20 protein-coding genes are annotated in these 22,531 nt (G+C 74.4%); 10 read left to right on the plus strand and 10 right to left on the minus strand.

The annotated features are described in order from the left end of the window. Positions 1 to 19 precede the first annotated feature (19 nt). Positions 20 to 1,372 carry an aminotransferase-like domain-containing protein gene (locus AMK13_RS25800; protein WP_074004266.1) on the minus strand — a complete coding sequence of 451 codons (1,353 nt, stop codon included), beginning with the start codon at positions 1,370 to 1,372 and terminating at the stop codon, positions 20 to 22. Positions 1,373 to 1,465: 93 nt separating this feature from the next. Between AMK13_RS25800 and AMK13_RS25805 the strand changes: the two genes are divergently transcribed. Beyond that, on the plus strand, positions 1,466 to 2,128 hold the full coding sequence (locus AMK13_RS25805) for a LysE family translocator (protein WP_074004267.1): 663 nt from the start codon (positions 1,466 to 1,468) through the stop codon (positions 2,126 to 2,128). Between the two features lie 16 nt (positions 2,129 to 2,144). On the opposite strand, the gene AMK13_RS25810 is transcribed toward AMK13_RS25805, so the two are convergent. The 4 genes from AMK13_RS25810 to AMK13_RS25825 all read right to left on the minus strand — a co-directional run bounded on the left by AMK13_RS25810 (position 2,145) and on the right by AMK13_RS25825 (position 5,090). Beyond that, positions 2,145 to 3,185: a serine hydrolase domain-containing protein gene (locus tag AMK13_RS25810; protein WP_074004268.1), complete on the minus strand. Its 1,041-nt coding sequence runs from the start codon at positions 3,183 to 3,185 to the stop codon at positions 2,145 to 2,147. Further along, the gene (locus AMK13_RS25815) at positions 3,182 to 4,117 is read right to left on the minus strand and encodes a DUF6895 family protein (RefSeq protein ID WP_074004269.1); all 936 of its coding nucleotides are present in this window, start codon (positions 4,115 to 4,117) and stop codon (positions 3,182 to 3,184) included. Before AMK13_RS25815 ends, AMK13_RS25810 begins: the two co-directional genes overlap by 4 nt. Next, entirely contained in the window at positions 4,114 to 4,821 is a 708-nt protein-coding gene (locus tag AMK13_RS25820) for a hypothetical protein (RefSeq protein WP_074004270.1), read from the minus strand. Before AMK13_RS25820 ends, AMK13_RS25815 begins: the two co-directional genes overlap by 4 nt. 65 nt (positions 4,822 to 4,886) lie before the next feature. Then, positions 4,887 to 5,090, minus strand: coding sequence for a hypothetical protein (locus tag AMK13_RS25825; protein WP_049650631.1), 204 nt, complete (start codon positions 5,088 to 5,090; stop codon positions 4,887 to 4,889). A 155-nt stretch (positions 5,091 to 5,245) separates the two neighbouring features. On the opposite strand from AMK13_RS25825, the gene AMK13_RS25830 reads away from it, so the two are divergent. After that, complete coding sequence (locus AMK13_RS25830) at positions 5,246 to 6,019, plus strand: SDR family NAD(P)-dependent oxidoreductase (RefSeq protein WP_074004271.1); 774 nt, start codon at positions 5,246 to 5,248, stop codon at positions 6,017 to 6,019. A 191-nt stretch (positions 6,020 to 6,210) separates the two neighbouring features. Beyond that, the gene (locus AMK13_RS25835; protein ID WP_074004272.1) at positions 6,211 to 8,049 is read left to right on the plus strand and encodes an ABC transporter ATP-binding protein; all 1,839 of its coding nucleotides are present in this window, start codon (positions 6,211 to 6,213) and stop codon (positions 8,047 to 8,049) included. A 112-nt stretch (positions 8,050 to 8,161) separates the two neighbouring features. Here the strand turns inward: AMK13_RS25835 and AMK13_RS25840 are convergent, their stop codons facing one another. Continuing rightward, the gene (locus AMK13_RS25840; protein WP_074004273.1) at positions 8,162 to 8,830 is read right to left on the minus strand and encodes a lysophospholipid acyltransferase family protein; all 669 of its coding nucleotides are present in this window, start codon (positions 8,828 to 8,830) and stop codon (positions 8,162 to 8,164) included. A gap of 176 nt (positions 8,831 to 9,006) precedes the next feature. Between AMK13_RS25840 and AMK13_RS25845 the strand changes: the two genes are divergently transcribed. After that, a complete protein-coding gene (locus tag AMK13_RS25845; RefSeq protein WP_049650627.1) occupies positions 9,007 to 9,219 on the plus strand; it encodes an EF-hand domain-containing protein in 213 nt (70 codons plus the stop codon). 83 nt (positions 9,220 to 9,302) lie between these two features. On the opposite strand, the gene AMK13_RS25850 is transcribed toward AMK13_RS25845, so the two are convergent. Then, a complete protein-coding gene (locus AMK13_RS25850) occupies positions 9,303 to 11,510 on the minus strand; it encodes a bifunctional glycosyltransferase/CDP-glycerol:glycerophosphate glycerophosphotransferase (protein WP_074004274.1) in 2,208 nt (735 codons plus the stop codon). Between the two features lie 900 nt (positions 11,511 to 12,410). Here AMK13_RS25850 and AMK13_RS25855 point away from each other — a divergent pair. Continuing rightward, a complete protein-coding gene (locus AMK13_RS25855) occupies positions 12,411 to 12,677 on the plus strand; it encodes a hypothetical protein (protein ID WP_049650625.1) in 267 nt (88 codons plus the stop codon). Positions 12,678 to 12,914: 237 nt separating this feature from the next. Further along, positions 12,915 to 13,376: a YjbQ family protein gene (locus AMK13_RS25860; protein ID WP_049650624.1), complete on the plus strand. Its 462-nt coding sequence runs from the start codon at positions 12,915 to 12,917 to the stop codon at positions 13,374 to 13,376. Between the two features lie 81 nt (positions 13,377 to 13,457). Here AMK13_RS25860 and AMK13_RS25865 read toward each other — a convergent pair whose 3' ends face one another. Then, positions 13,458 to 14,012 carry a DUF1990 family protein gene (locus AMK13_RS25865; RefSeq protein WP_074004436.1) on the minus strand — a complete coding sequence of 185 codons (555 nt, stop codon included), beginning with the start codon at positions 14,010 to 14,012 and terminating at the stop codon, positions 13,458 to 13,460. A 267-nt stretch (positions 14,013 to 14,279) separates the two neighbouring features. Here AMK13_RS25865 and AMK13_RS25870 point away from each other — a divergent pair, with 267 nt between their 5' ends. After that, on the plus strand, positions 14,280 to 14,498 hold the full coding sequence (locus tag AMK13_RS25870) for a hypothetical protein (protein WP_074004275.1): 219 nt from the start codon (positions 14,280 to 14,282) through the stop codon (positions 14,496 to 14,498). A gap of 31 nt (positions 14,499 to 14,529) precedes the next feature. Here AMK13_RS25870 and AMK13_RS25875 read toward each other — a convergent pair whose 3' ends face one another. Next, positions 14,530 to 17,568, minus strand: coding sequence for an AAA family ATPase (locus AMK13_RS25875; protein ID WP_074004276.1), 3,039 nt, complete (start codon positions 17,566 to 17,568; stop codon positions 14,530 to 14,532). Beyond that, positions 17,565 to 18,734 carry an exonuclease SbcCD subunit D gene (locus tag AMK13_RS25880; RefSeq protein WP_074004277.1) on the minus strand — a complete coding sequence of 390 codons (1,170 nt, stop codon included), beginning with the start codon at positions 18,732 to 18,734 and terminating at the stop codon, positions 17,565 to 17,567. The genes AMK13_RS25875 and AMK13_RS25880 overlap by 4 nt, the downstream gene beginning before the upstream one ends. A gap of 251 nt (positions 18,735 to 18,985) precedes the next feature. On the opposite strand from AMK13_RS25880, the gene AMK13_RS25885 reads away from it, so the two are divergent. The 3 genes from AMK13_RS25885 to AMK13_RS25895 all read left to right on the plus strand — a co-directional run bounded on the left by AMK13_RS25885 (position 18,986) and on the right by AMK13_RS25895 (position 22,459). Further along, positions 18,986 to 20,140, plus strand: coding sequence for a hypothetical protein (locus tag AMK13_RS25885; protein WP_074004278.1), 1,155 nt, complete (start codon positions 18,986 to 18,988; stop codon positions 20,138 to 20,140). 302 nt (positions 20,141 to 20,442) lie between these two features. Next, positions 20,443 to 21,099 (plus strand): NUDIX domain-containing protein, encoded by a 657-nt coding sequence (locus AMK13_RS25890; protein WP_074004279.1) that lies wholly within the window; start codon positions 20,443 to 20,445, stop codon positions 21,097 to 21,099. A gap of 562 nt (positions 21,100 to 21,661) precedes the next feature. After that, positions 21,662 to 22,459 carry an SGNH/GDSL hydrolase family protein gene (locus AMK13_RS25895; RefSeq protein ID WP_074004280.1) on the plus strand — a complete coding sequence of 266 codons (798 nt, stop codon included), beginning with the start codon at positions 21,662 to 21,664 and terminating at the stop codon, positions 22,457 to 22,459. Positions 22,460 to 22,531 lie beyond the last annotated feature (72 nt).

Genomic DNA, 22,531 nt, shown 5'->3' on the forward strand with positions numbered 1-22,531 from the left:
ATCTGTCAGCTGTCAGCTGTCAGCTGTCAGCTGTTCGTCGTTCGCCGTCACCCGCCCCCGCCGCGATCCCCGCCAGCGTCTCCAGCGCCCGCGCCAGCACCGGCAGCGGGGGCGAGGCGAGCCCGACCCGGACGGCGGAGGGCGAGCGCCGGGGATCGACGGCGAAGGCCACCGCGGGCGTGACCGAGATCCCGGCCCGCGCCGCCTCCGCGACGAAGGTCTCCGCCCGTCGGCCGGTCGGCAGCTCCCACCACAGGTAGTACGAGCACGGGTCGGACCGCAGCCGCTGCCCTGCCAGCACCTCGCGCGCCAGCAGCTGCCGGGCCGTCGCGTCGGCCCGCTTCGCCGCCTCCACCGAGGCCAGCGTGCCGTCCCCGATCCAGCGCACCGCCGCCTCCAGGGCGAAGCCGCCCGGCGTCCACCCGCCCGAGCGCAGGGCGCCCGCCACCCGTTCGCGCAGCGTCGCCGGGACGACCGCGAACCCGGTGGTCAGCCCCGGGGCGAGCCGCTTGGAGAGGCTGTCCACGAGGACGGTGCGCTCCGGCGCGAGCGCCGCCAGCGGCACCGACTCCGGCCGCAGGAAGGACCAGACGGCGTCCTCGACCACCGGCAGGTCGAGCCGCCGCAGCACCGCCACGAGCGCCACCACCCGCTCCTGCGGCAGGCTCGCGCCGAGCGGGTTCTGCAGGCGCGGCTGGATGTACACCGCGCGCAGCGGTCCGGCCCGGTGGGCGGCCGCCACGGCGTCCGGCAGCAGCCCGTACTCGTCCACGGCCAGCGGCACCAGCACGATGCCCAGCCGCTCCGCCGCCGCCTTGACCACCGGATAGGTCAGCTCCTCCACGCCCAGCCGCTGCCCGGGCGGCACCAGCGCGGACAGGGCCCCGGCGATGGCCTGCCGCCCGTTGCCGGCGAACAGCAGGTCCTCCGCCCCGACCTCCCAGGAGCCGGCCGACACCAGTCCGGCGAACGCCCGCCGTGCCGCGCCCGTCCCGGCCGCGCCGACCGGCCGCAGCGCCTCGCCCAGCGCGTCCGGCCGCAGCAGCGGCGCCAGTGCGCCCGCCAGCAGTTCGGCCTGCCCGGCGACGTCGGGGTAGTTGAGCTCCAGGTCCACGGGGGCGGCGGCCGGCTCCGCGAGTGCCACCCGGGTGCTGTCCGGTGCCCGCCCGGCCCGGACGAAGGTCCCGCGCCCGACCTCCCCGACGGTCAGCCCGCGCCGGGCCAGTTCCCGGTAGACGCGCCCCGCCGTCGAGTTGGCGATGCCCCGGCCGCGGGCGAACGCCCTTTGGGTGGGCAGCTGTTGGCCGGGCCGCAGTCGTCCGTCCGCGATCTCGGCGGCGATCCGGTCGGCGATCAGGCGGTAGTCGTCCATCGACGTTCGCTCCTCCAGGGTCTCGGGCGCCGGATTGCACCGAGGGCAAAGTCATCATTGCATTGACCCGATGAGCCGTCCTAGCCTCCTCGCATGGACGCGTTGACATCCGCCGTGGACGGCCGGGCCCTGCTCGGGATCGCCGCCGTGGCCCTGGGCATGGTGCTGTCGCCCGGGCCGAACATGATCTACCTGGTCTCGCGCTCGATCGCGCAGGGCCGCCGCGCCGGGCTGATCTCGCTGACCGGGGTCGCGGCCGGCTTCCTGGTCTACCTGGTCGCGGTGACGGCGGGGGTGGCCGCGGTGTTCTCGGTGGTGCCCGCCCTCTACACCGCGATCAAGCTGGCCGGTGCCGGGTACCTGCTCTGGCTGGCCTGGAAGGCGGTCAAGCCGGGCGGCACGGCGGTCTTCGCCCCGCAGCAGCTGCCGCCGGACCCGCCGCGCCGGCTGTTCGCGATGGGCTTCCTGACCTGCCTGCTCAACCCCAAGATCGCCATCATGTACATCTCGCTGCTGCCGCAGTTCGTGGCCCCGGAACGCGGTCACGTCGCCCTGCAGAGCCTGCTGCTGGGCCTGACCCAGATCGCGATAGCGATCACCGTCAACGGCCTGATCGCGGTGAGCGCGGGCGGCATCGCGGCCTTCCTCAACCGCCGCCCCGGCTGGCTGCGGATCCAGCGCTACGTGATGGGCACCGTCCTCGCGGGCCTCGCCGTGCACATCGCCGCCGACCGCGCCAAGGCCGTGGCGGTTTAGGGCGTCTCCTCGCCGGCTAGAGCCGGCTGGCGACCCGCAGTGCCTCGTACCCCGCCTGGACGAACCGTCCGTTCAGCGCCGGAGCGGTGTTGGCCACCGCCGCGACGGCCGCCGAACGTTCCGGCGAGAAGCCCACGAAGGCGGTGAACCCCCGGGTGCCCCCGCTGTGGAAGAACAGGTCCCGGTCGCCCGAGCGGCGGTGCATCCAGACCAGGCCGATCCGGTCGGTCGAGTGCGGCAACCGCAGCCGCAGCCGCCGGACGTCCCGCAGGGCGGCCTTCAGCCCGCTGCCCGGGCCCGCCGCCGGCCCGTCGTCCAGGTGTGCGCGGAGGTAGCGCAGCAGATCGGTCCCGTCGGACCGCACCGCGCCGGCTCCGGGCAGCCCGGGGATGTGCCAGGGCGGGAGCGCCTGTCCGCGCCGGTAGCCGGTGGCCCGGCCCGGCAGGTCCGGGGCGCAGGTCGTGGACCGCAGCCCCAGCGGTCCGCAGACCCGGTCGACGAGCAGTTCCCCGTACGGCAGCCCGCCCGTCTCGGCGAGCACCCGGCCGAGCAGTCCGACTCCGTAGTTGGAGTACCCGTACCTGCTACCGGGCTGTCCACGTACGGTCGTTCGGGCCAGTGCGTCCCTCAACTGATCGTCGCCGTACGTCTGGTACGGGTTGCTGAACCAGGCCGGGACCGCCTTCGCGAGCAGTCCCGGGGGCAGTCCGGGCAGGCCCGAGGTGTGAGTGGCCAGGTGCAGCAGCCGGATGGGTTCCGGCGAGTGGACCTTCGCGGCGCGCCAGCGGCGCGGCAGCCTGCTCTCGACCGGGTCGTCCAGGGCGAGTTCACCGCGGGCGACCATCTCCGCGAGCAGCAGTGCGGTGAACGTCTTGCTGATGGATCCGAGTTCGAAGACGGTGTCGGGGGTGCAGGGCGCGGCGGCCGGTCCGTGGTGGACCCGCCCGAAGCAGCGCACCTCCGCCAGGTCGCCGCGGGCCAGGGCGACGGTCACGGCGGTGGCGTAGGGCTCGGCCGCCCGCACCACCGCCGTGACCGCGGCGTCCAACCCGTTCAAGGGGCCACCGGCGTGCCGCCGAGGGCCCGGGAGAGCGCGACGTTGGCGGCCACCACCCCGACCACCGCGGTGTGGCAGTGCTGGCGGAAGTCCTCCTCCGGGTCCTCGTTGTCGGGTGCGGAGCCCTCGCACTTGATCATCCCGTCCGCCTGCTGGGCCGCTGCCAGCGCCTCCCAGCCGGTCCGGCCGGTGACCGGTTCGCCGATGCACGAGTCCACGATGAGCAGTTCGCCGGCGAGGTCCCACTGCTCGATCTCCAGCCAGATGTCGAGCCAGACCGGCAGCCAGTCGCGCAGGTAGTCACGCATCGGCTTGGGCAGGCACTCGGGCCGGGCGCCCCAGTCGGTGAGGTGGAAGACGGTGTGGGTGACCTGGTAGGCGATCACCCAGGCGACGGTCCACGGCTCGGGGAGGGCGCCGAGCCAGGTGTTCCGGGCCAGCCGGGGCCAGTCCGGCTGCGGTTCGAGGCCGGAGATCCGCCGCGCGTTGGCGAGGGCGAGGTGGCGGCTGCCCTGGATCTCGACGGCGTGCACGGCGCGGAGCCGGCCGATCGAGGTGAGCAACTCCTCCATGGCGGCGTGGCGGTAGCCGGACCGGGCGAAGTGGCCGTACGTCTCCAGCGGGTCGACGAGGGTGACGTGCCGCAGCTGTCGTTCGAGCAGCAGGTCGCCCTCTCCCAGCTGGGCCCAGGCGGCTTCGAGGAGTTCCCGCGCGAGGCGGGCGTCGTGCGGGCCGGTGACGCCGTCGCGCAGGACCAGGGAAGAGGCCAACGCGGCTTCGCAGAGCGGCTTGTAGACGTCCTCAGGGTCGGCCAGGTCGACGATGGTGCTTTCCTCCAGCCGGCTGTAGCCGCGTTGGTAGCCGGCGTGCAGCCAGGCCAGTGACCGGGAGCCGAGCTGTTGGGCGGTGGCGAGCACCGAGGTTTCGGTCATTTCGGCGCTCCTTCCAACATGCGCTGGGCGATGGTGAGTTCGAGCACGGAGCGGGACGTCCCGTCGCCGGCCAGGCGGATCCGGTCCAGGACGGGTTCGATCTCCAGTCGGAGCGGCCGGCCGTCGGCCCGGGCCCAGGAGAGCCACCGGGCGAGCCGTACAGCCGTGGTGGGGTCGCGCCGGAGCATGCTGCGGACGGCGCCGCGGGCGAGGTGCAGGGTGTTCGCGCGGGCGGCGTCGTGAACCGGGCCGTCCAGCGTCGGCAGTGCCAGGGAGGACAGTTGGGCCATCCGCTTCGACCACGCCTGCCAGCCGACGGCCTCCGGGTCGGACAGTGGCGCGGGGGTCTGTACGGCCGCCCCGTACGGCGTGTGGGCGAGCAGTCCTCCGGCCGCCCAGTCCTGCCATCCGATCACCAGCGCGGCCTCCGCGGAGGAGGGTGTGGGTGCGGGGAAGGCCGTTCGTGCCTCGGCCAGCAGCGCGGCGGTGGTGTCGTCGGGCTGCGCGCCGGTGAGCAGTTGCGGTGCGAAGAGGTCCGCGCCGAGCACCCGGACTGCGGCCAGCAGCGGGCGGGGCACCACGGTGTCGGGGTCCGCGAGTGCGGCCGTGCCCTCGCCGTCCCGGAGGACGGCGAGGGTCCGGTCCGCCACCCGCTCGACCGCCGCGGCGTACTCGTCACGGAGAGGGGTCTCGGCGGTTGGCATGGTGATCTGGTCCCCCTTCAGGAGGGTCGGTCACGGGCGCGAGGCCCGACAGGGGGGAAGTCGCCCTACCGGGTCGGCTTCTCCTTGGGGCCCTTCGGCGAGAGGAGCAGCAGCGCGGCGAGCAGCACCGCGCCGGCGGCCTCGGGCAGGTACGTGGGCGCGTCGGACACGACGGCCTCGTCCTCCACCATCAGGCTCGCGAGTGTCTCGGCTTCGAGTGTCGCGCTGTGCGACGTCGTAGCCGTTTCGGTCCGGAACTGAGTAAGCATCAGAAGTGCCTCCTCGTCTGGATTTCACCGCCCGGTCGGACGATGCCCCCGTTCGACAGTACGAGCACCTCCCGGGGGCTGCATCCGCAACTCTCTGAGCTGGGAAATCGCCCTCGGTGTGGGTCCCGAAGCGGCGAGTCGGTACGGTCTGGGGCATGACCACAGCCTTGATCACCGGCGCGACCGCCGGCATCGGAGCCGCCTTCGCGCGACGGCTCGCCCGCAGCGGCTACCAGCTCGTCCTGGTGGCCCGGGACACCGAGCGCCTGGAGCGCGCCGCCGCCGACCTGCACGGCAGGTACGGCATCGAGACGGAGGTGCTGACCGCCGACCTCGCGACCGACGAGGGCATCGGTGCCGTCGAGGCCCGACTCGCCGACCCCGCCCGCCCGGTGGACCTCCTGGTCAACAACGCGGGCTTCGGCAACAAGGGCGCCTTCGGGACCGTCCCGCTCCAGGACGAGCTGGCCATGCTGAAGGTGCACATCGAGGCGATCCTGCGGCTGACCACGGCCGCCCTGCCCGGAATGCGGGAGCGCGGCCGCGGTGCGATCGTCAATGTGGCCTCGGTGGCGGCCTTCCTGCCGCGCGGCACGTACGGCGCGAGCAAGGCCTGGGTGGTCAGTTTCACCCAGGGCGTGCTGCGCGACCTCGGCGGTACGGGCGTTCGGATGATGGCGCTCTGCCCGGGCTTCACCCGGACCGAGTTCCACCAGCGGGCCGGCATGGGCACCGGGAACATCCCGTCCTGGTCCTGGCTGTCCGCCGAGCGGGTGGTGGACGAGGCGATGCGCGACCTGGCGCGCGGCCGGGCCGTGTCCGTGCCGGGCAAGCGGTACAAGGTCGCCGTGGCCATCGCCCGGATGCTGCCCTCCGGCAAGCTCGGCGGGGTCTCCTCGAAGGCGGCGCGCACCTACCGGACCAACTGAGGCCCGGGGCGGTCGGGGCGGTCGGGCGGCTCTGCGGGGTCCGTACGCGCGCTCCGCAGGGATCGTACGGGCGCTCCGCGGAGCCTGTACGGACGAGGAATAGGGCAATAGTCACTATTAGCTTATCTAACTATGAGCTATCCTCGCTATATTGCCCCGCACCCGACCGCCCCACCCAGGGAGGCCCGTCCTTGAGGCCCACCGCCATCGACTGGACCCCGCCCGAGCGAGCCGAGGGCGAACCCCGCCCACCGGCCGAGTGGCGCCGTATCCTCGCGCTCTTCCGCCCGTACCGGGCCCGCCTGGCCGTCGTCGGGCTGCTGGTCGCCGCCTCGGCCGTGGTCTCGGTCGTCTCGCCCTTCCTGCTCAGGGCCGTCCTGGACACCGCCATCCCGCAGGGCCGCACCGGGCTGCTCAGCCTGCTCGCGCTCGGGATGATCCTGACCGCCGTGGTGAACAGCATCTTCAACGTGCTCCAGACGCTGATCTCCACCACCGTCGGCCAGCGCGTGATGCACGACCTGCGCACCGCCGTCTACGGCCACCTCCAGCGGCAGTCGCTGGCCTTCTTCACCCGCACCCGCACCGGTGAGGTGCAGTCCCGGATCGCCAACGACATCGGCGGCATGCAGTCCACGGTGACCTCCACCGCGACCAGCCTGGTCTCCAACCTGACCGCCGTGGTCGCCTCCGTCGTCGCCATGGTCGCCCTCGACTGGCGGCTGACCGTCGTCTCGCTGCTGCTGCTCCCGCTGTTCGTCTGGATCAGCCGCAGGGTCGGGCAGGAGCGCAAGAAGATCACCACCGAGCGGCAGAAGCAGCTGGCCGCGATGAGCTCGGCGGTCCAGGAGTCGCTCTCGGTCAGCGGCATCCTGCTCGGCCGCACCATGGGCCGCTCCGGCTCGCTCGCCCGGGAGTTCACCGGGCAGTCCGACCAGCTCGCCGACCTGGAGGTGCGGGCCAGCATGGCCGGGCGCTGGCGGATGAACACCATCCAGATCGTGATGGCCGCGATGCCCGCGCTGATCTACTGGGCGGCCGGGCTGACCTCCGCCGCCGGTGCGCCGATCGTCTCGGTCGGCACCCTGGTCGCCTTCGTCACCCTCCAGCAGGGCCTCTTCCGGCCCACCGTCAGCCTGCTCTCCACCGGTGTGGACGTGCAGACCTCGCTCGCCCTCTTCCAGCGCATCTTCGAGTACCTCGACCTGCCGGTGGAGATCGACGAGCCGGCCGACCCGGTCACCCTGACCGACATCCGCGGCGAGGTCCGCTTCAAGGACGTCGACTTCCGCTACGACCCGGCGCAGGAGCGCCCCACCCTGGCCGGCGTCGACCTCACCGTCCCGGCCGGGAGCTCGCTGGCCGTGGTCGGCGAGACCGGCTCGGGCAAGACCACCCTCAGCTACCTCGTCCCGCGGCTGTACGACGTCACCGGCGGAAGCGTCACCCTGGACGGCGTGGACGTGCGCGAACTGTCCTTCGACACCCTGGCCCGCGCGGTCGGCGTGGTCTCCCAGGAGACCTACCTCTTCCACGCCTCGGTCGCCGAGAACCTGCGCTTCGCCAAGCCCGGCGCCAGCGACGCCGAACTGGTCGAGGCCGCCCGGGCCGCACAGGTCCACGACACCATCGCCGCCCTCCCGGACGGCTACGACACCCTGGTCGGCGAGCGCGGCTACCGCTTCTCCGGCGGCGAGAAGCAGCGCCTCGCACTCGCCCGGACGATCCTGCGCAACCCGCCGGTGCTCATCCTCGACGAGGCCACCAGCGCGCTCGACAACCGCACCGAGCACGCCGTCCAGCAGGCTGTGGACACCCTGGCAGCCGGCCGCACCACCATCACCATCGCGCACCGGCTCTCCACCGTCCGCGCCGCCGACCAGATCGCCGTCCTGGACCACGGCGAGGTGGTCGAACTCGGCACCCACGAGGAGCTGGTGGCGCTGGACGGACGGTACGCGGCGCTGCTGCGCCGGGAGGTGCCGGAGGCCGCCCGGCAGCCCGAACCGGTCGTGCTCGGGCACGTGTGACGGGGCGGGCGCGCCCGGGTTCGTGTCGAGTCGGGCCGACGGGGCGGCCGCCGCGCTCGGGTGCGCGGGACGGGCCGGCGTGCGAGCGCGTGCGCCCGGGACGGGCCGGCGGTCAGGCCGCCTTCGGGACCTCGTTGTAGCTCTCCGCGACCTCCTGGCCGGAGAGCCGCTGGATGGCCGCCATCACCTCGTCGGTCACCTGCCGACGGGCCTTCAGCGAGCGGGCCTGCCCGTGCAGCTCGTCGAAGTGCAGCGGCTCGCCGAAGCGGACCGTCACCTTCTTCAGCCGCGGCAGCCGCTTGCCCACCGGCAGGATCTGCTCCGGACCCTCCAGCGCCACCGGCACCACCGGCACGCCCGCGGTCAGCGCGAGCCAGGCGACGCCCGTCTTGCCCCGGTAGAGCCGGCCGTCCAGGGAGCGGGTGCCCTCGGGGTAGATGCCGAAGGCCTTGCCGTCCTCCAGGATCTCCAGCGCCGACTCCAGCGAGGCCTGAGCGGAACGGTAGGTGCCGCGCTCGACCGGCACGGCGCCGATGGCCTCGAAGAAGCCCTTGGAGAGCCGGCCCTTGAGCCCGCTGCCGGTGAAGTACTCGGCCTTGGCGAGGAAGTGGACCCGGCGCGGGGCGGTCAGCGGGATCACCACGCTGTCGATGAAGGACAGGTGGTTGCTGGCCAGGATCACCCCGCCCTTGCGCGGCACGTTCCCGATTCCCTCGATGACCGGCCGCCAGATCCCCCGCGAGACCGGTTTCAGCACCAACTTGGTGGCGAGGTCGAGCACGATTCCCTCCCTGGACGAACGATCGCCCGGGAGGAGCCCGGGCCTGCAATCAGATCCGCAGACTACGACACCGACCCCGGCGCGCGTCCACTCCCGGCGACCGTGGCGAACACCACGGCCGGGTAGGGTACGGCCGTCCGAACCGAGCGACACCCCGCAGTACCCAGGAGGGCACCATGGAGACCACCGAGGCGATCAAGGCCTTTTTCGACCGCTTCGACAAGGACGGCGATGGCAAGATCACCCCGGCCGAGTACGCTCTGGCCGCCAACGAGATGGGCGACCACGACGTCACCATCTCGATGGCCGAGGCGCTGATCCACAGCATGGACACCAACCACGACGGCGTCCTGACCTTCGAGGAGTTCCTGGCCGCCCGCCGGCGCTGAGCCCGTGCCGGACGGGGCCGGTCGCCGTACCGGCGGCGCCGGCCCCGTCCGGAGGTCCCGCGGACGTTCCCGCGCCGCTCCTCCTACTTCTCCTTCTCCACCGGGAACACCCGGCGCACCACCCGCTCCGCGGCCCCGCCGTCGTCCCAGACGCAGAACTTCGCCCGGAAGTCGGCCCGCGCCGCCGGCTCGGGGTCGCCCGCCAGCAGCGCCCGCGCCAGCCCGTCCGCGTCCACCGTGACCGCGCCCGGCGGCTCCGCGAACAGGTCGAAGTAGACGCCGCGTTCCCGCTGGTACTCCTCCCAGTCCGGGGCGAAGACCACCACCGGCCGGTCCAGCACCGCGTAGTCGAACATCATCGACGAGTAGTCCGTCACCAGCACGTCCGCCGCGAGGTAGAGGTCCTCGACGGTCGGGTGCGCCGAGACGTCCACGATCCGCGCCGACTCCGCACCGGCCGCCGTCAGGTCGCCCGGGCCGTCCGCGTGGAAGTAGTGGGTGCGCACCAGCAGCGTGAAGTCCGGGCCCAGCCGCCGGGCCAGCTCCGCCACGTCCAGCAGCGGCACGTAGCCGCCCTTGCTGCCGCGGTGGGTCGGCGCGTACAGCACCGCCCGGGTGTCCGGCCGCAGCCCGAGCAGCTCGCGCATCGCCCGGACCTCGTCCGAAGTGGCGTTCGCCAGCCGGTCGTTGCGCGGGTAGCCGGTGTCCAGCATCTCGTACCGGCCGGGGAAGGCGCGGGCGAAGTGCCCGCTGGTGTGCGGGTTGGGGGAGACCAGGAAGTCCCAGCGGTCGACGGCCTCCTGGAGCAGGTCGAAGTCCATCCCCTCGGCCGCCGCCGGATGGTCGCGCAGGTCCATGCCCATCGCCTTGAGCGGGGTGCCGTGCTGGGTCTGGACGTGCACCGTGCCCGCCCGCTTCGTCATGGTGCGGGGGAAGTTGACGTTGTTGACGAAGTACTTGGCGGTCGCCATCGCCCTGAGGTAGGCGGGGGTGTTGACGATCACGTACGGCACCCCGGGCGGCAGCGTGGCGGCCTGGGCGCGGTTCTCCACCACCCACACGCCCCGCACCCGCGGGGCGAGTTCCTTCGCCTTCTCGTAGATCGCCGCCGGGCTGCACGCGTAACCCCGGTGCCAGTACGCGGCGTAGACCGCGAGGTGCTGGTCCAGCGGCAGCCGGCGGAACGCGTTGTACGCGGTGAACCGGGCGCCGCTGCGCATCCCCTTCTTCACCGCGGGCGCCACCGCCCGTGCCCCGCGCTTGAGTTCGCGCGGCAGCCGGCCGGTGCGGCGCAGCTCGGCGTACGCGATCCGGGCGCCGCGGGCGGCCAGCCGGTACTGCACGCCGCGCACCCCGCCGGGGAAGCGGTAACCGGCCGGACGGTGGCGGTCGAAGTGCCGGGCGATCCGCTGGAAGAAGTCCTTGCGCAGGTCGGTGGGGACCAGCCCGGGGGTGTCGTAGACGTTCAGGGCCTGGCGGACGGTCCGGTCGAAGACCAGGGTGCGCAGCGAGTCCGGGACGGGCCGGCCGGGGCGGTCCGGGCGGTCCAGGAAGGCGAAGATCGCGTCGTACTGGGCGAACACGTCGGCGTGCTTGGGGGAGGCGGTGGCGGTGATCGCGCCGTCCCGGCCGCGCCGGTAGAAGTAGCAGGGGCGGTCCAGGTAGCGCAGCCGCTCGGCGGCCAGCAGCGCCGGGTAGGTGACCGAGATGTCCTCGTAGTAGCCGCGGCCGAAGGAGACGCCGAGGCCGTCCAGGAACGCGCGGCGGAACAGCTTGTTCCACACCGACATCACGGTCTGGAACAGCGCCGGGTGCTCGGCCAGGGTGCAGCCCTCGACCAGCGGGGAGTCGGCCAGCGCGTGGCGCCAGGGGTTGGGCTCCGTCCCGCCGTCCGGGTAGACGTGGGTGAAGCCGGTGAGCAGCACGTCGGCGGGGGTCTCCCGGAGACGCTCCCGCGCCAGCTCGTCCAGCAGCGTGCCGACCGTCCCCTCGGGCACCCAGTCGTCGCTGTCCACGAACCAGACGTACTCGCCGCGGGCCTGCGGCAGGGCGGCGGTGCGGGCGCCGCCGAGGCCCTGGTTCTCGGTGAGGTGCAGCACCCGCAGCCGGTTGTCGCGGGCCGTGTAGGCGTCCAGGATCGCGCCGGAGCCGTCGGGGGAGAGGTCGTCGACCGCGATCACCTCGAAACGGGTCTCGGCGGCGGGGACGTCGCCGAGGATCGAGTCGAGGCAGCGCGGGAGGTACCGCTCCACGCCGTGGACCGGGAGCACGATGCTGAGGAGGAGGGACACGCTGGCCGAGTGTACCGATCCACCGGGCGCGACCTGCGCGGACGTCCGGTGCGGGCCTTCCGGGGCCTTGCGGCCCTTGGGGGGCCTGGGCGGCGGTGGCGGCGGCGCGGCTGTGGCGGGGGCTCGGGGGGTGTCCGGGAAGGGTGTCCGTGAAAGCCGTCCGTGGCGGACAAGCCGTCCGTGGCGGACCCGGAACCGCCGGTGCCGGGCCCCTCGCGGGGCGGCACCGGCAGTCAGGTGGCGATCCGGCCGACCCTCGACGGCCGACCGCCGGTCCGGGCACCGCGCGAGCCTGGCCACCGCAGCGTCGAGGCGGCCGGGCAGTGGCTCGCGGGAGCCGGAGTTCTTCATCACTCGAACACACGCTTGAGTGCGGTGCGGGCACGGGCGTGTGCATCCGATATTGCTTGGAGGTTCGGCGGGAGTCAATCCCTCGAATGTGTTCACTTCCTGAAGTCGGTCGGTCACGGCGTCATCGGGGTCCGCGCTCGGGCGGTCATGCCCGGGCGGGCCGTGCCCGATGGGCCGGTCGGTGATCGCTTTGTCGATGTGGCGGCTGTCCCCTTAATAGGGGGACGCGGGCGGGGAGCGGGCGGTGCTGGCGGTCGGCGCTGGCGGTGCCGGCGGTGCGTGGGCGGGGTGCCGCCGGGGCGCCGCTGTGCGCCGGGCGCGCGTCACGCGCAGGGTTGCCGCACTCGCGCCCGCCCGCCCTGGTGACGGATGGCCGGTCGTGCACCATCATTGATGCCTAGTCGTGACCGGCCGGGCGGCCCCTGGTGCTTCGTCAGTTGACGCCGCACGATACGGTGGCACAACACCAAGGACGGTTGCGCGAAGGCCGTCCTTCACGGATAGTCTTCGCCTCACGGCCCTGGCGCCTCGTAGGGGTGGGAAAAACTGATGGAACACATGCAAGTGCGGACTCGGCCCCGCGTGCCGGCGATCCAGTGCGGTGTCGGCACGACCGGCCGCCGGATCGACCGACACCTGGCCGTGCTCGGCGCGCCCGCACTCCCGGCGGTGGACACCGCCGAGGCGCTCGGGTTGATAAGGGAGCTCACGCCGCGCGGCGCCGAGGCCCCGACGACCCGTCGTCGCCACACCAGGATCTCGCTGCTGACGCCGCTGCGTCGGCTGCGGCGGAGCCTTTTCGGCGGGCGCGGCTAGTCCGACCGGTGCGGCACGGGTCCCTCCCCGCCGCCCGGTCGGAACCGACCCGGTGGACCGTCCGGTCCGCCGGGTCTTCAGTGTGTCCGGACGGCGTCCGGGCGGTGCCGGGGGTAGCGTCGCGGCCGTCCGGGGTGATGTGGTCTGAACCTTTCAGCCTATGCGAGTTTGCCCGCCCGGCACGGCCAGACGGCGAGGGAGTACGCCCGGCCCGCTGACCTGGGACAGGATGGCGCCATGGCGGACAACAACCACTCCACCCAGACCGGCTCGTTCCCGACCACCACCTTCCAGAGCAGCACCTTCGAGATCACCACCGGCTCCCGCGAGGTCGCGCTCGACATCACCGACCGCTGCGTCGAGTTCCTCGACGAACGGGCCACCGGGCGCGACGGCCTGCTCAACATCTTCGTCCCGCACGCCACCGCGGGGATCGCGGTACTGGAGACCGGTTCGGGCAGCGACGACGACTTCCTCGCCACCCTGCGCGACCTGCTCCCGGCCGACGACCGCTGGCGCCACCGGCACGGCAGCCCGGGCCACGGCCGGGACCACGTGGTGCCCGGACTGGTCGCCCCGCATGCGACCCTGCCGGTGCTCGGCGGTCAACTGGCCCTCGGCGTCTGGCAGTCGGTGGTCCTGGTCGACACCAACGGGGACAACCCGCGCCGGACCGTCCGGCTGTCCTTCCTCGGCTGACGCGCGGGAGCGGCGGGCGCTCCGGCGGGCGGCGGTCCCGCGGGTGGCGGTCCGGTGGATGGCCTCGGCGGACCCGGTGGCTCAGCGGACGTGCGCGGCCACCGCGGCGAGGTAGCGCTCGATCGCCAGGTGCTGGCAGAGCAGGGCCACCGGCCGGCCGAGCCTGGCGTACCAGGCGGACAGCCGGGAGAACGCGGTGACCTCGAACCACACCTCGCCGCCGGCGTCCATCGACACCAGGAACGCCTCCTCGCCGCACTCCGGGTGCCCGGGGAGGGTGCCGTAGCCGAAGCCGATCCGGTCCGGCTCCTCCACCGTCCACACCACCCGGCAGGGGATCACCAGCCGGGGCCACCGGCTCCCCGGCAGGTTCAGCCGCAGCAGTACCGTCCCGCCCTCCCGGGCCGGGCCGGCCGGGTGCACCGCGAAGCCGGTGCCCAACTGGCTGCCCCAGCCGAGCACGTAGCGCCCGGCGCGCTCCAGCACCTCCGGCCCGTGCCCCAGGTGGACCCGCCGCCGCAGATGGGCGTAGCCGTCCGGGAGCCGCCCGCCCCCGTCCCGGGTGGCACCCACCTCGGGGTACGACGGGGTGGTGGCGCGGGCGGCGAGCAGACGTCGGTGCAGGTCGGTGGGCATGCCGGCCACGGTAACCGCCGGGTGGGAGGGGGCCGTCGGCGGGGCGGGGGCGGACCTGTGGCGGGCTTCAGCGGACAGGTTCCAGCGAACAGGTTTCAGCGAACGAACGTCAGCGAACAGAGTTCAGCCGACAGCTTTCAGCGAACGTTTTCTGACATCTGTTCGCTGCTGGCGAGGCGAGGCGGGGCGGGGGAGAGAGGGGCGGGTGACGGCCCGGTCACCTGCGGCGTGTTGCGGCAGGGCGGCGGCGCGGAGTAGGAAGTCGGTATGAGCGACACCGGTGCGAACCAGGAAGCGGGCGTCTGCGAACTCGCGCCCGACGGCGGAGCGGAGGCAGCGCTGCGGCACGACCCGCGGGCGGCCGGGCCGCGCGCCGACTGCGTCCTGTGCGGCGAGCCGACCGAACTGCCCGCCGACCAGCCGGGCAGCACCCTCTGCCCGGTGTGCGCCTGGCAGCAGGCGCAGCGGATCGCCTGCTCGGGCTGAACCTCCGAACCCGGGTCCGGGGGTTCAGGCCCTACGCGTCCTCCCGCCCGGCCAGCGCCAGGGTCGAGCCGTGCCGCCCCTTGCGGACCAGCAACTGGGCGGGGATGCGGCTGCGCAGGTCGGCGACGTGGCTGACGATGCCGACCGCGCGGTCCCGCTCGCGCAGTCCGTCCAGGACGTCCATGACCTCCTCCAGGGCGTGCTCGTCGAGGGTGCCGAAGCCCTCGTCGATGAAGAGGGTGTCCAGCGGCATGCCGCCCGCCTCGTCGGTGACCACGTCGGCCAGGCCCAGGGCGAGGGAGAGCGAGGCGAAGAAGCTCTCGCCGCCGGAGAGGGTCGCGGTGTCCCGCTCGGTGCCCGTCCAGGCGTCGACCACCCGCAGGGCCAGGCCCGAGCGCTTGGTCCCGGTGCCCCGGTCGTCGCTGTGCACCAGGGTGTAGCGCCCGCCGGACATCCGGACCAGCCGGTCGCTGGCCGCCGCCGCGACCTGCTCCAGCCGGGCCGCCAGGACGTACGACTCCAGGCGCATCCGCAGCCGGTTGTCGGCCGAGGTGCCGGCCGCGAGCGCGGCGAGCCGGTTGATCCGCCCGTACCTGTCCAGTGCCGGGGCCAGTTCGGCGGCGAGCCCGGTCAGCTGCCGCCCGATCGCGGCCAGCGCCCCGCAGCGCTCTCGGGCGGCCGCGTGGGCGGCGTGCGCCCGGCCGAGCCGGTCGGTCGCGGTGCCGAGCGCGGCCGCCACGGCGGGCAGGTCCACCGGCGGACGGACCGCGGCCTCGGCCAGCTCCGGCAGCGCCAGCTCGCGGCGGACGGCGGCGGTCTCCGCGCGGTGCCGCTCCAGCCGGGCCTCCAGCCGCTCGCGCTCCTCGCGCGGCAGCAGCACCGCCAGTGCCGCCGCGGCGTCCGGGAAGCCCGCCGCGGCGGCGGCCTTGCCCAGCTCCTCCTCGGCCTCGCCGAGCCGGGCCGCCGCCTCCGCGTACGCCCGGGCGGCGACCGCGGCCGCGGCGACCGCCTCGGTGAGCCGGGTGAGGGCCGTGGCCCGGTCGGCGACCGAGGCCGCCTCGCCCCGGGCGGCCGCCACCCGGGCGGTCAGCGCCCGCTGCTCGGTGTCGAGCGCCAGCAGCCGGTCGGAGAGGACGGCCGCGCGCTCCTTGGCCTCGTGCAGCTCGTCGACCCGGCGGGCACGGTCCTGAGACAGCCGGGCGATCTCCTGCTCGACCCGGCCGAGGGCTTCCGCCGCGTGCCGCGCCTCGCGGTGCTCGCGCTCCAGCCCGGCGAGGGCCTGCGCGAGCGCCTCCGTACCGTCCGGCCCGGCCGCGCCGGCGGCGGTGGCCTCGCGCACCCGCAGCGCGGTGAGCGCCTGGTCGGCCTCCGTCCAGACCCGCTCGGCGGCGGCCTGCGCCCGGCGCGCCCGCTCCTCGTCCTCGGCGCCGACCCGGCTGCCGGGCGCGGCCTCGGCGGGCGCCGGGTGCTCGGGTGAGCCGCAGACCCGGCAGGCCTGGCCCGCCCGCAGCTGCTCGGCCAGCTCGGCGGCCATGCCGCTGAGCCGGCGGTCCCGCAGGTCCAGGCTGTGCTCGCGGGCGTCCAGCGCGGCGGTGCGCAGAGCGACCACCCGGGGCTCCGCCGCGGCGATCTCGGCGCGCAGGCCGTCGCGCTCCCGGGCCGCGCCCAGGCGGACGGTCAACTCGGCGCGCTGCCCGTCCAGTTGCTCGACCCGGGAGGTCGCCGACCGGGCCTCGGTGTGCTGCTGCTCCAGGCGGGCCAGCCCGTCCTCGAACTCGGCGAGCCAGTCCTCGGCCTCCTCGGCCAGCTCCTCGGCGGCTCGCCGGTCCTCCGTCAGGGAGCGCTGCTCGCGGGCGAGTTCGGCGCAGCGCCGCTCCTCCGCCCTGGCGGCCTCCAGCCGGACCACCTCGGCCCGCAGCCGCAGCTCGGCCTCGGCCAGCCCGGCGGCGTCCGCCCCGGCGAGCTCCCGGCCCTCGCCACCGGAGCCGGCCAGCGCCTCGCGGTGCCGGCGCTCCGCCAGCCGGGCGCGACCGAGCGCCTCGGCCGCGCTCTCCCGCAGCCGCAGCGCCGACTCCACCCCGACGGCCTCCTGCGCGGCGGCCAGCCGCTGCCGGTCCGCGGCCGCGGCGGGCTCGAAGCCGGCCAGCCGCTCGGCCAGGCCCACTGCCTCCCGGAGCCGGCGCTGCCGGCCGGCCAGCTCCTCGGCGGCCTCGCGCCGCTCCTGGGCGGCGCGCTGGGCCGCCCCGGCGCCCGCGAGGGCGGCCTCGGCGACGGCGAGCTGCTCGGCCGCGCCGCCGCGCAGGACCGCCGCCCAGCCCAGCACCCCGGCGGCCAGGCCGGCGGCGTCGTCCTCGGCCGGCACCCAGCCCGCGGCGGGCTCGGCGTCCGGGCCAGCCGCCTGCTCGGCCTTGCTGGCGAGGTCCCGCAGCCGCCGCCGGCCGGCCTGGACGGCGGCCTCCTGGCCGCGCCGCTGCTCGGCCAGCCAGGCCTCCACGTACTGGAACCGCTCGGTGTCGAACAGCCGCCGCAGCAGCTTGCCGCGCTCCTCCGAGTCGGCCTTGAGGAAGCGGGCGAAGTCGCCCTGCGGCAGCAGCACCACCTGGCAGAACTGCTCCCGGTTCATGCCGACCAGCCGGTGGATCTCCTCCCCGGCCTCCTGGTGCGACTTGCTGAGCCCCCGCCAGCCGGGCGTGCCGTCGCCCGTGTCGGCGACCCACTCGCGCAGCAGGGTCTGCGCCCGCTCCACGGTGGTGCCGGTGCCGACCTTCTTCGGCCGGCGCTGCTCCGGCAGCCGGGTGACCTGGAGCCGCCGCCCGCCGAGGGTCAGCTCCAGCTCCACCGAGGTCAGCCGCTTCGGGTCGGCGTGGTCGCTGCGCAGCCGGTTGGCCCGGCGCGCGCCCGGCGTCTCGCCGTACAGGGCGAAGCAGACCGCGTCCAGCACGCTGGTCTTGCCCGCGCCCGTGGCGCCGCGCAGCAGGAACAGCCCGCCGGCGGCGAGCGCGTCGAAGTCCACCGTCTCGCTGCCCGCGAACGGGCCGAAGGCGGTGACGGTGAGCTTGTGCAGCCTCATCGGGGCAGGTCCGCCTTCCGGTCGGTGGTCTCGCGGACGTGCTCGAAGCCCTCGCGCAGCCAGCCGAGCTCGTCCGGCTCCGGCTCGGCACCGGGGCGGACGTGCCGCAGGAAGCCCTCCGCGATCTCCAGGTCCCCGCGGCCGCTGACCCGCGCCGCGTACGACTGCGAGGGCTCGGCCTCGCTCCGCTCGGGGTCGAACAGCAGCTGGAGGGTGTGCGGGAAGCGGCGGCGCAACCGCTCCATCGGCTCGCTCGGCCGGGCCGCGTCGGTGAGCGTGGCCTGCACCCAGGACTGCTCGTGCTCGGCGTACCCCTCCTCGGTGAGCAGCGCGTCGAGGGTGCCGCGCAGCGTCGCCAGCCGGCGCGGCTCGGGGCAGGGGACGCGTTCGGCCGTCACCGAGCCGTCGGCGGCCAGGTCGACCAGCCACATGGTCTTGCGCTGCTTCACCTCGGAGAAGGAGTAGGCGAGCGGGGAGCCGCTGTAGCGCAGGTGCGGGGCGAGCGTCTGGCAGCCGTGCAGGTGGCCGAGCGCCGCGTAGTGCACCCCGTCGAAGACCGACGCGGGTACGGAGGCGACGCCGCCGACCGCGATGTCCCGTTCGCTGTCGCTCGGCGCGCCGCCGGTGACGAAGGCGTGCGCCAGCACCACCGCCCGGGTGCCGGACGGGCGCGCCGCGAGATCCGCCCGGACCTGGTCCATCGCGGCGCCGAGCACCGCGGCGTGCCCGCCCTTGGCCAGCCCGAACCGCTCGCGCACCAGCGTCGGCTCCAGGTAGGGGAGTCCGTACACCGCCACCGGGCCGTGCTCGTCCGCCAGCAGGACGGGCTCGGCGCACTCGCCCGGGTCGGTCCGCAGGTGGATGCCGGCCCGCCCGATCAGCCCCGCCCCGACGCCGAGGCGGCGGGCCGAGTCGTGGTTGCCGCTGATGAAGACCGTCGGCACCCCGAGGTCCGCCAGCCGGTGCAGCACGTCGTCGAACAGCGCGACCGCTTCCAGCCCGGGCAGCGCCCGGTCGTACACGTCCCCCGCGACCAGCACGGCGTCCACGCCCTCGGACCGGACCACTTCCACCAGGTGGTCCAGGAAGGCGTGCTGGGCGTCGTGCAGGCTCTCCCGGTGGAACGAGCGCCCGAGATGCCAGTCGGAGGTATGCAGCAGTCGCATGGTCCCCGACCCTAACGCGCAGCACTGACAATCCCGCCCGGCCCGGTGGAAACCACACGTCCCGGGATTCCCGGGAGTTCCGGGGGGACGGCGGGCCGCGGGTGCCGTGCGGTGCCGGTGAGGGTGGCGCTGAGCTTGTTCGATTACTTGGGGTGAATTGTCAGTGGCTCTGTGTATGTTCCTCGGCGTCGGCCACCCCGGGTCGGGGCGGCCGACGAGGTCCGGAGTCGGGCGAGCGAGAAGGAGGAGTCATGACTGTCGTGCGGGAGTCGGTGTGCGAGGCGCTGGGCGCTGCGGCGGGGCGTCCGTCGCGGGGGCGGCGGCGGGTGCTGGTGATGGCCGGGCGGAGGCCGGGCGGCGGTGTCGGCGGGGTGTCGGCCGCCGGGCCCGGCGGGGCGGCGCCGCCCGGGGGCGGCCGGCCGCCGGGGGCCCGTGCGGGAGGGGACGGTGCGCGGGCGGTCGGGCTCGGCGGGCGGGTCCGGGGCGCGCCGCCGCCCCAGCCGGTGGCGGTGGCCCTGGCCGTCGACGCCGGGGACTTCGCCGGGCTGGCGCGGTACGGGCTGTTCGGCGGGCTCGGGCACCAGGCCTACCTGCGGCGGGCGGAGGAGCAGCTCACGGCCCTGCACCGGCAGGGGCTGGAGGTGCACCTGCGGGTCCTGGAGGCGGGCGACTTCGAGGACTACTGCGAGGCGCTCGGCCTCGATCCCCGGATGCCCGCCGCCCGGGTCGCCTACGCGGGCGATCCCGAGCTGGCGGGGGAGCCGTTCGTCTACGCGGGGGAGCGGCTGGCCGAGCTGCTCCCGGTGCTGCTGGACGACCACCGGGCGCGGGTGCGGATGTCCGTGGCCTGCGCGGCCCTGCTGGACGCCGTCGGCGAGGATCCGGACGGGCAGTTCCGGATGGCGGCCGTGATGCGGTACGTGACGTCCGTCTACCTGGCCCTCGCCGAGGGCGCGGGGGAGGGGTGCCACCTGCTGACGCTGCGCTGCCACGGCCCGGAGGACGGCGAGGAGCTCACCTCGGCGGTGGACGTCTGCGTGGAGGAGGGGCGGCTGTACCCGGCCGGGCGGGACGCCGAGGCGTTCTGCGTCACGCTCGCGGCGGGCGTCGCCTTGGGCGGGGAGGGGGCGTTGCTGCTGCACGGCGATCCGTCGGCGGGTGTCCGGGCCGCCGGTCAGGCCGACGGCCGGTCCGCCCCGGCCGACGACGCCGGGCTCCGGCCGCCGGTGCTCGGCTGGGCGTTGACCGGCGGGCGGCTGCGGCCGATGACGGCGCACGAGGTGTTCGACGAGCTGGCCGACGACGCCGCGCGTGGGATGCCGTTCCCGCCCGGGGTGGACCCTCGGCCCGGGTTCCCGCTGCCCGGCTTCCGGGGCGCCGGTGAAGGGGGTGGGCCGCTGGGGTGATCGGGGGGCTCGTCGCCTCCGCGTCCACCGCGTTCGCCGCCTCCGCGTCCACCATGCGGCGCTGGGGACTGTTCATCGACCGCCTGTTCGGGGAAGATTCGGAGAAGATCAACAGCAGGAGCGTGCGGTGCCCCACGCCGCCGCTCCGGCCGCTCCGTACCGCGCCCTGCAGGTCCTCCCCGCGCACCGCCGGTCCGGCGAAGCCCGACAGCGAGAGGGGGACGGATGAGCGAGCGGAGCGAGCTCGGTGCCAGGGGGTGCGCAGGGGCGAGCACCCCCGCCGAGCGCCGCGGGGCGAGAGCATGAGCCCGATCGAGTACAGCGCGGAGATCGCCGAACTGCTCGGGAAGGTGCGGCGGCGTCCCACCGCGGGCTGGCCGTGGCGGCCGGGCGAGCAGGTGCCGGAGGGGCTGCCGGTCAAGCAGTCCTGGGGGTGGCTGTTCGCACCGGACGGGCGGGTGCTGACGCTGGTGAACCCCAGGGACGGGATCTGCTCGCTGCCCGGGGGGTCGCTGGAGCCGGAGGACGGCGGTGATCCGGCGGCCGCCCTGGCCCGGGAGGCCGCCGAGGAGGCGCAGGCCGTGATCGGCCGGCCGTACTACCTCGGCTACCTCTACGACCGGGTCGGTTCGGCGAACGGCGGGCACGAGTGCGCGCGGGTCCGGATGGCGGCGGCGCTGCGGGCGGTCGGCCCGAGCGTGGCCGACCCGGCCTCGGGCCGGCACTACCGGCGACTGCTGGTCGCGCCGGGCCTCGCCGTCGAGCTGCTCGGCTGGGGCGCGCCCGGGCTGCGCCAGGCCCGGGCGGCGGTCGCCACCGCGGCGAGCTGGCTCGGCGTGCCCGCGGCCGCGAACGAGGCGATCGAGGAGCTGCCGGTCGAGGGCTGCACGGTCTCCCCGGGCGCCGTCTACCCGGGTGCCGTGCACCTCGGTGGTGGCCGCCCCGGCGTGCACGGCTGACCACGCGCGTCGCCGTACCCCTGCGCGACGTCCCGGCGGGGCGCCCTGATGCGCTGCCCTGGCGTGGTGTCCCGCCGTGCTGCCTTGACGCGCTGCCACATCGCGCGGCACGTACGGCAGGCGCGGCAGGCGCGGCCATGGCGGACGTCAACCGTCAGCCGCACGCGTCCAATCAGCCGCACGGGTCCGATCAGGCTCACCGGTGAATTTCACCGGTTCCGCGGATGCCCTGTTCCGCCCACCTTCTGACGTGCCTTGAGGTGTTCCGTCAGCCCCCCCTGCGTCCCTCGGCACCCGCTTCGAATCTGACTCGGCGGTAGCCGGGCGGAGGCCCCCCGCTTACCGTGCACAGAACTTCCGCAAGTTGCCGGTCTACGCGCGCTGCGCTACGCGCGTCACCGCGTACCCCCGCTGACCTGGGCGAAATCCCGGATTGTCGGCGGCAATTCATCTCCGGGCTGTCGGACGGCCCGTCAATATCCTTGGCATGACCGCTTCCGGGTTTGGCTACCGCCTGGTATCACTTCTGTGACCCTCGCCACGCCACCCCACTGGAGATGCGATGATCCGCCCTGCCCGTGCCCTGTCCATCGCCGCCGTAGCGGCAGGCCTCACCATGACGACGCTCTTCGCCGCGTCGTCCGCGAACGCCGCCGGTGTCAACTACGTGGCCCTCGGGGACTCGTACTCCTCCGGCGTCGGTGCCGGCAGCTACCTGAGCGACAGCGGCAGCTGCAAGCGCAGCACCAACGCGTACGCGTACCTCTGGAAGAACGCGCACGCGCCGTCCTCCTTCAAGTTCGTGGCCTGTTCGGGCGCCAAGACCGGTGACATCCTCAACAGCCAGATCTCCGCGCTGGACGCCAGCACCACGCTGGTCAGCATCTCGGTCGGCGGCAACGACGCCGGTTTCGCCGACACCATGCAGACCTGTGTCCTCGGTTCGGAGTCCGACTGCGTCAACGCCGTCAACACCGCCAAGAACTACGCCACCACCACCCTGCCCGGCCAGCTGGACAAGGTGTACTCGGCGATCAAGTCGAAGTCCCCCAACGCCCACGTCGTGGTGATGGGCTACCCGCACATCTACAAGATCGGCGGCAGCTGCATCTTCGGTATCGGCGACACGGCTCGCGCCGCCATCAACAGTGCCGCCGACACCCTGGACGGCGTCCTCGCCAAGCGGGCCGCCAACGCCGGCTTCGCCTTCGGCGACGTCCGCAACGTCTTCACCGAGCACGAGATCTGCGGCTCGCTGACCACCTGGCTGAACAGCGCCACCCTGCCGGTCGACGAGAGCTACCACCCGAAGGCGGCCGGCCAGTCCGGCGGCTACCTGCCGGTGTTCTCGGCCTCCTGAGGACGGTAGGCCGCAAGGGCCGTAGGAGCCGAATCGGCCCGCAGCGGTCGTCGTGGCGGGCCGCCGTAGCGA

This window comes from Streptomyces sp. CB02056 (assembly GCF_001905545.1).
GTDB lineage: Bacteria > Actinomycetota > Actinomycetes > Streptomycetales > Streptomycetaceae > Kitasatospora.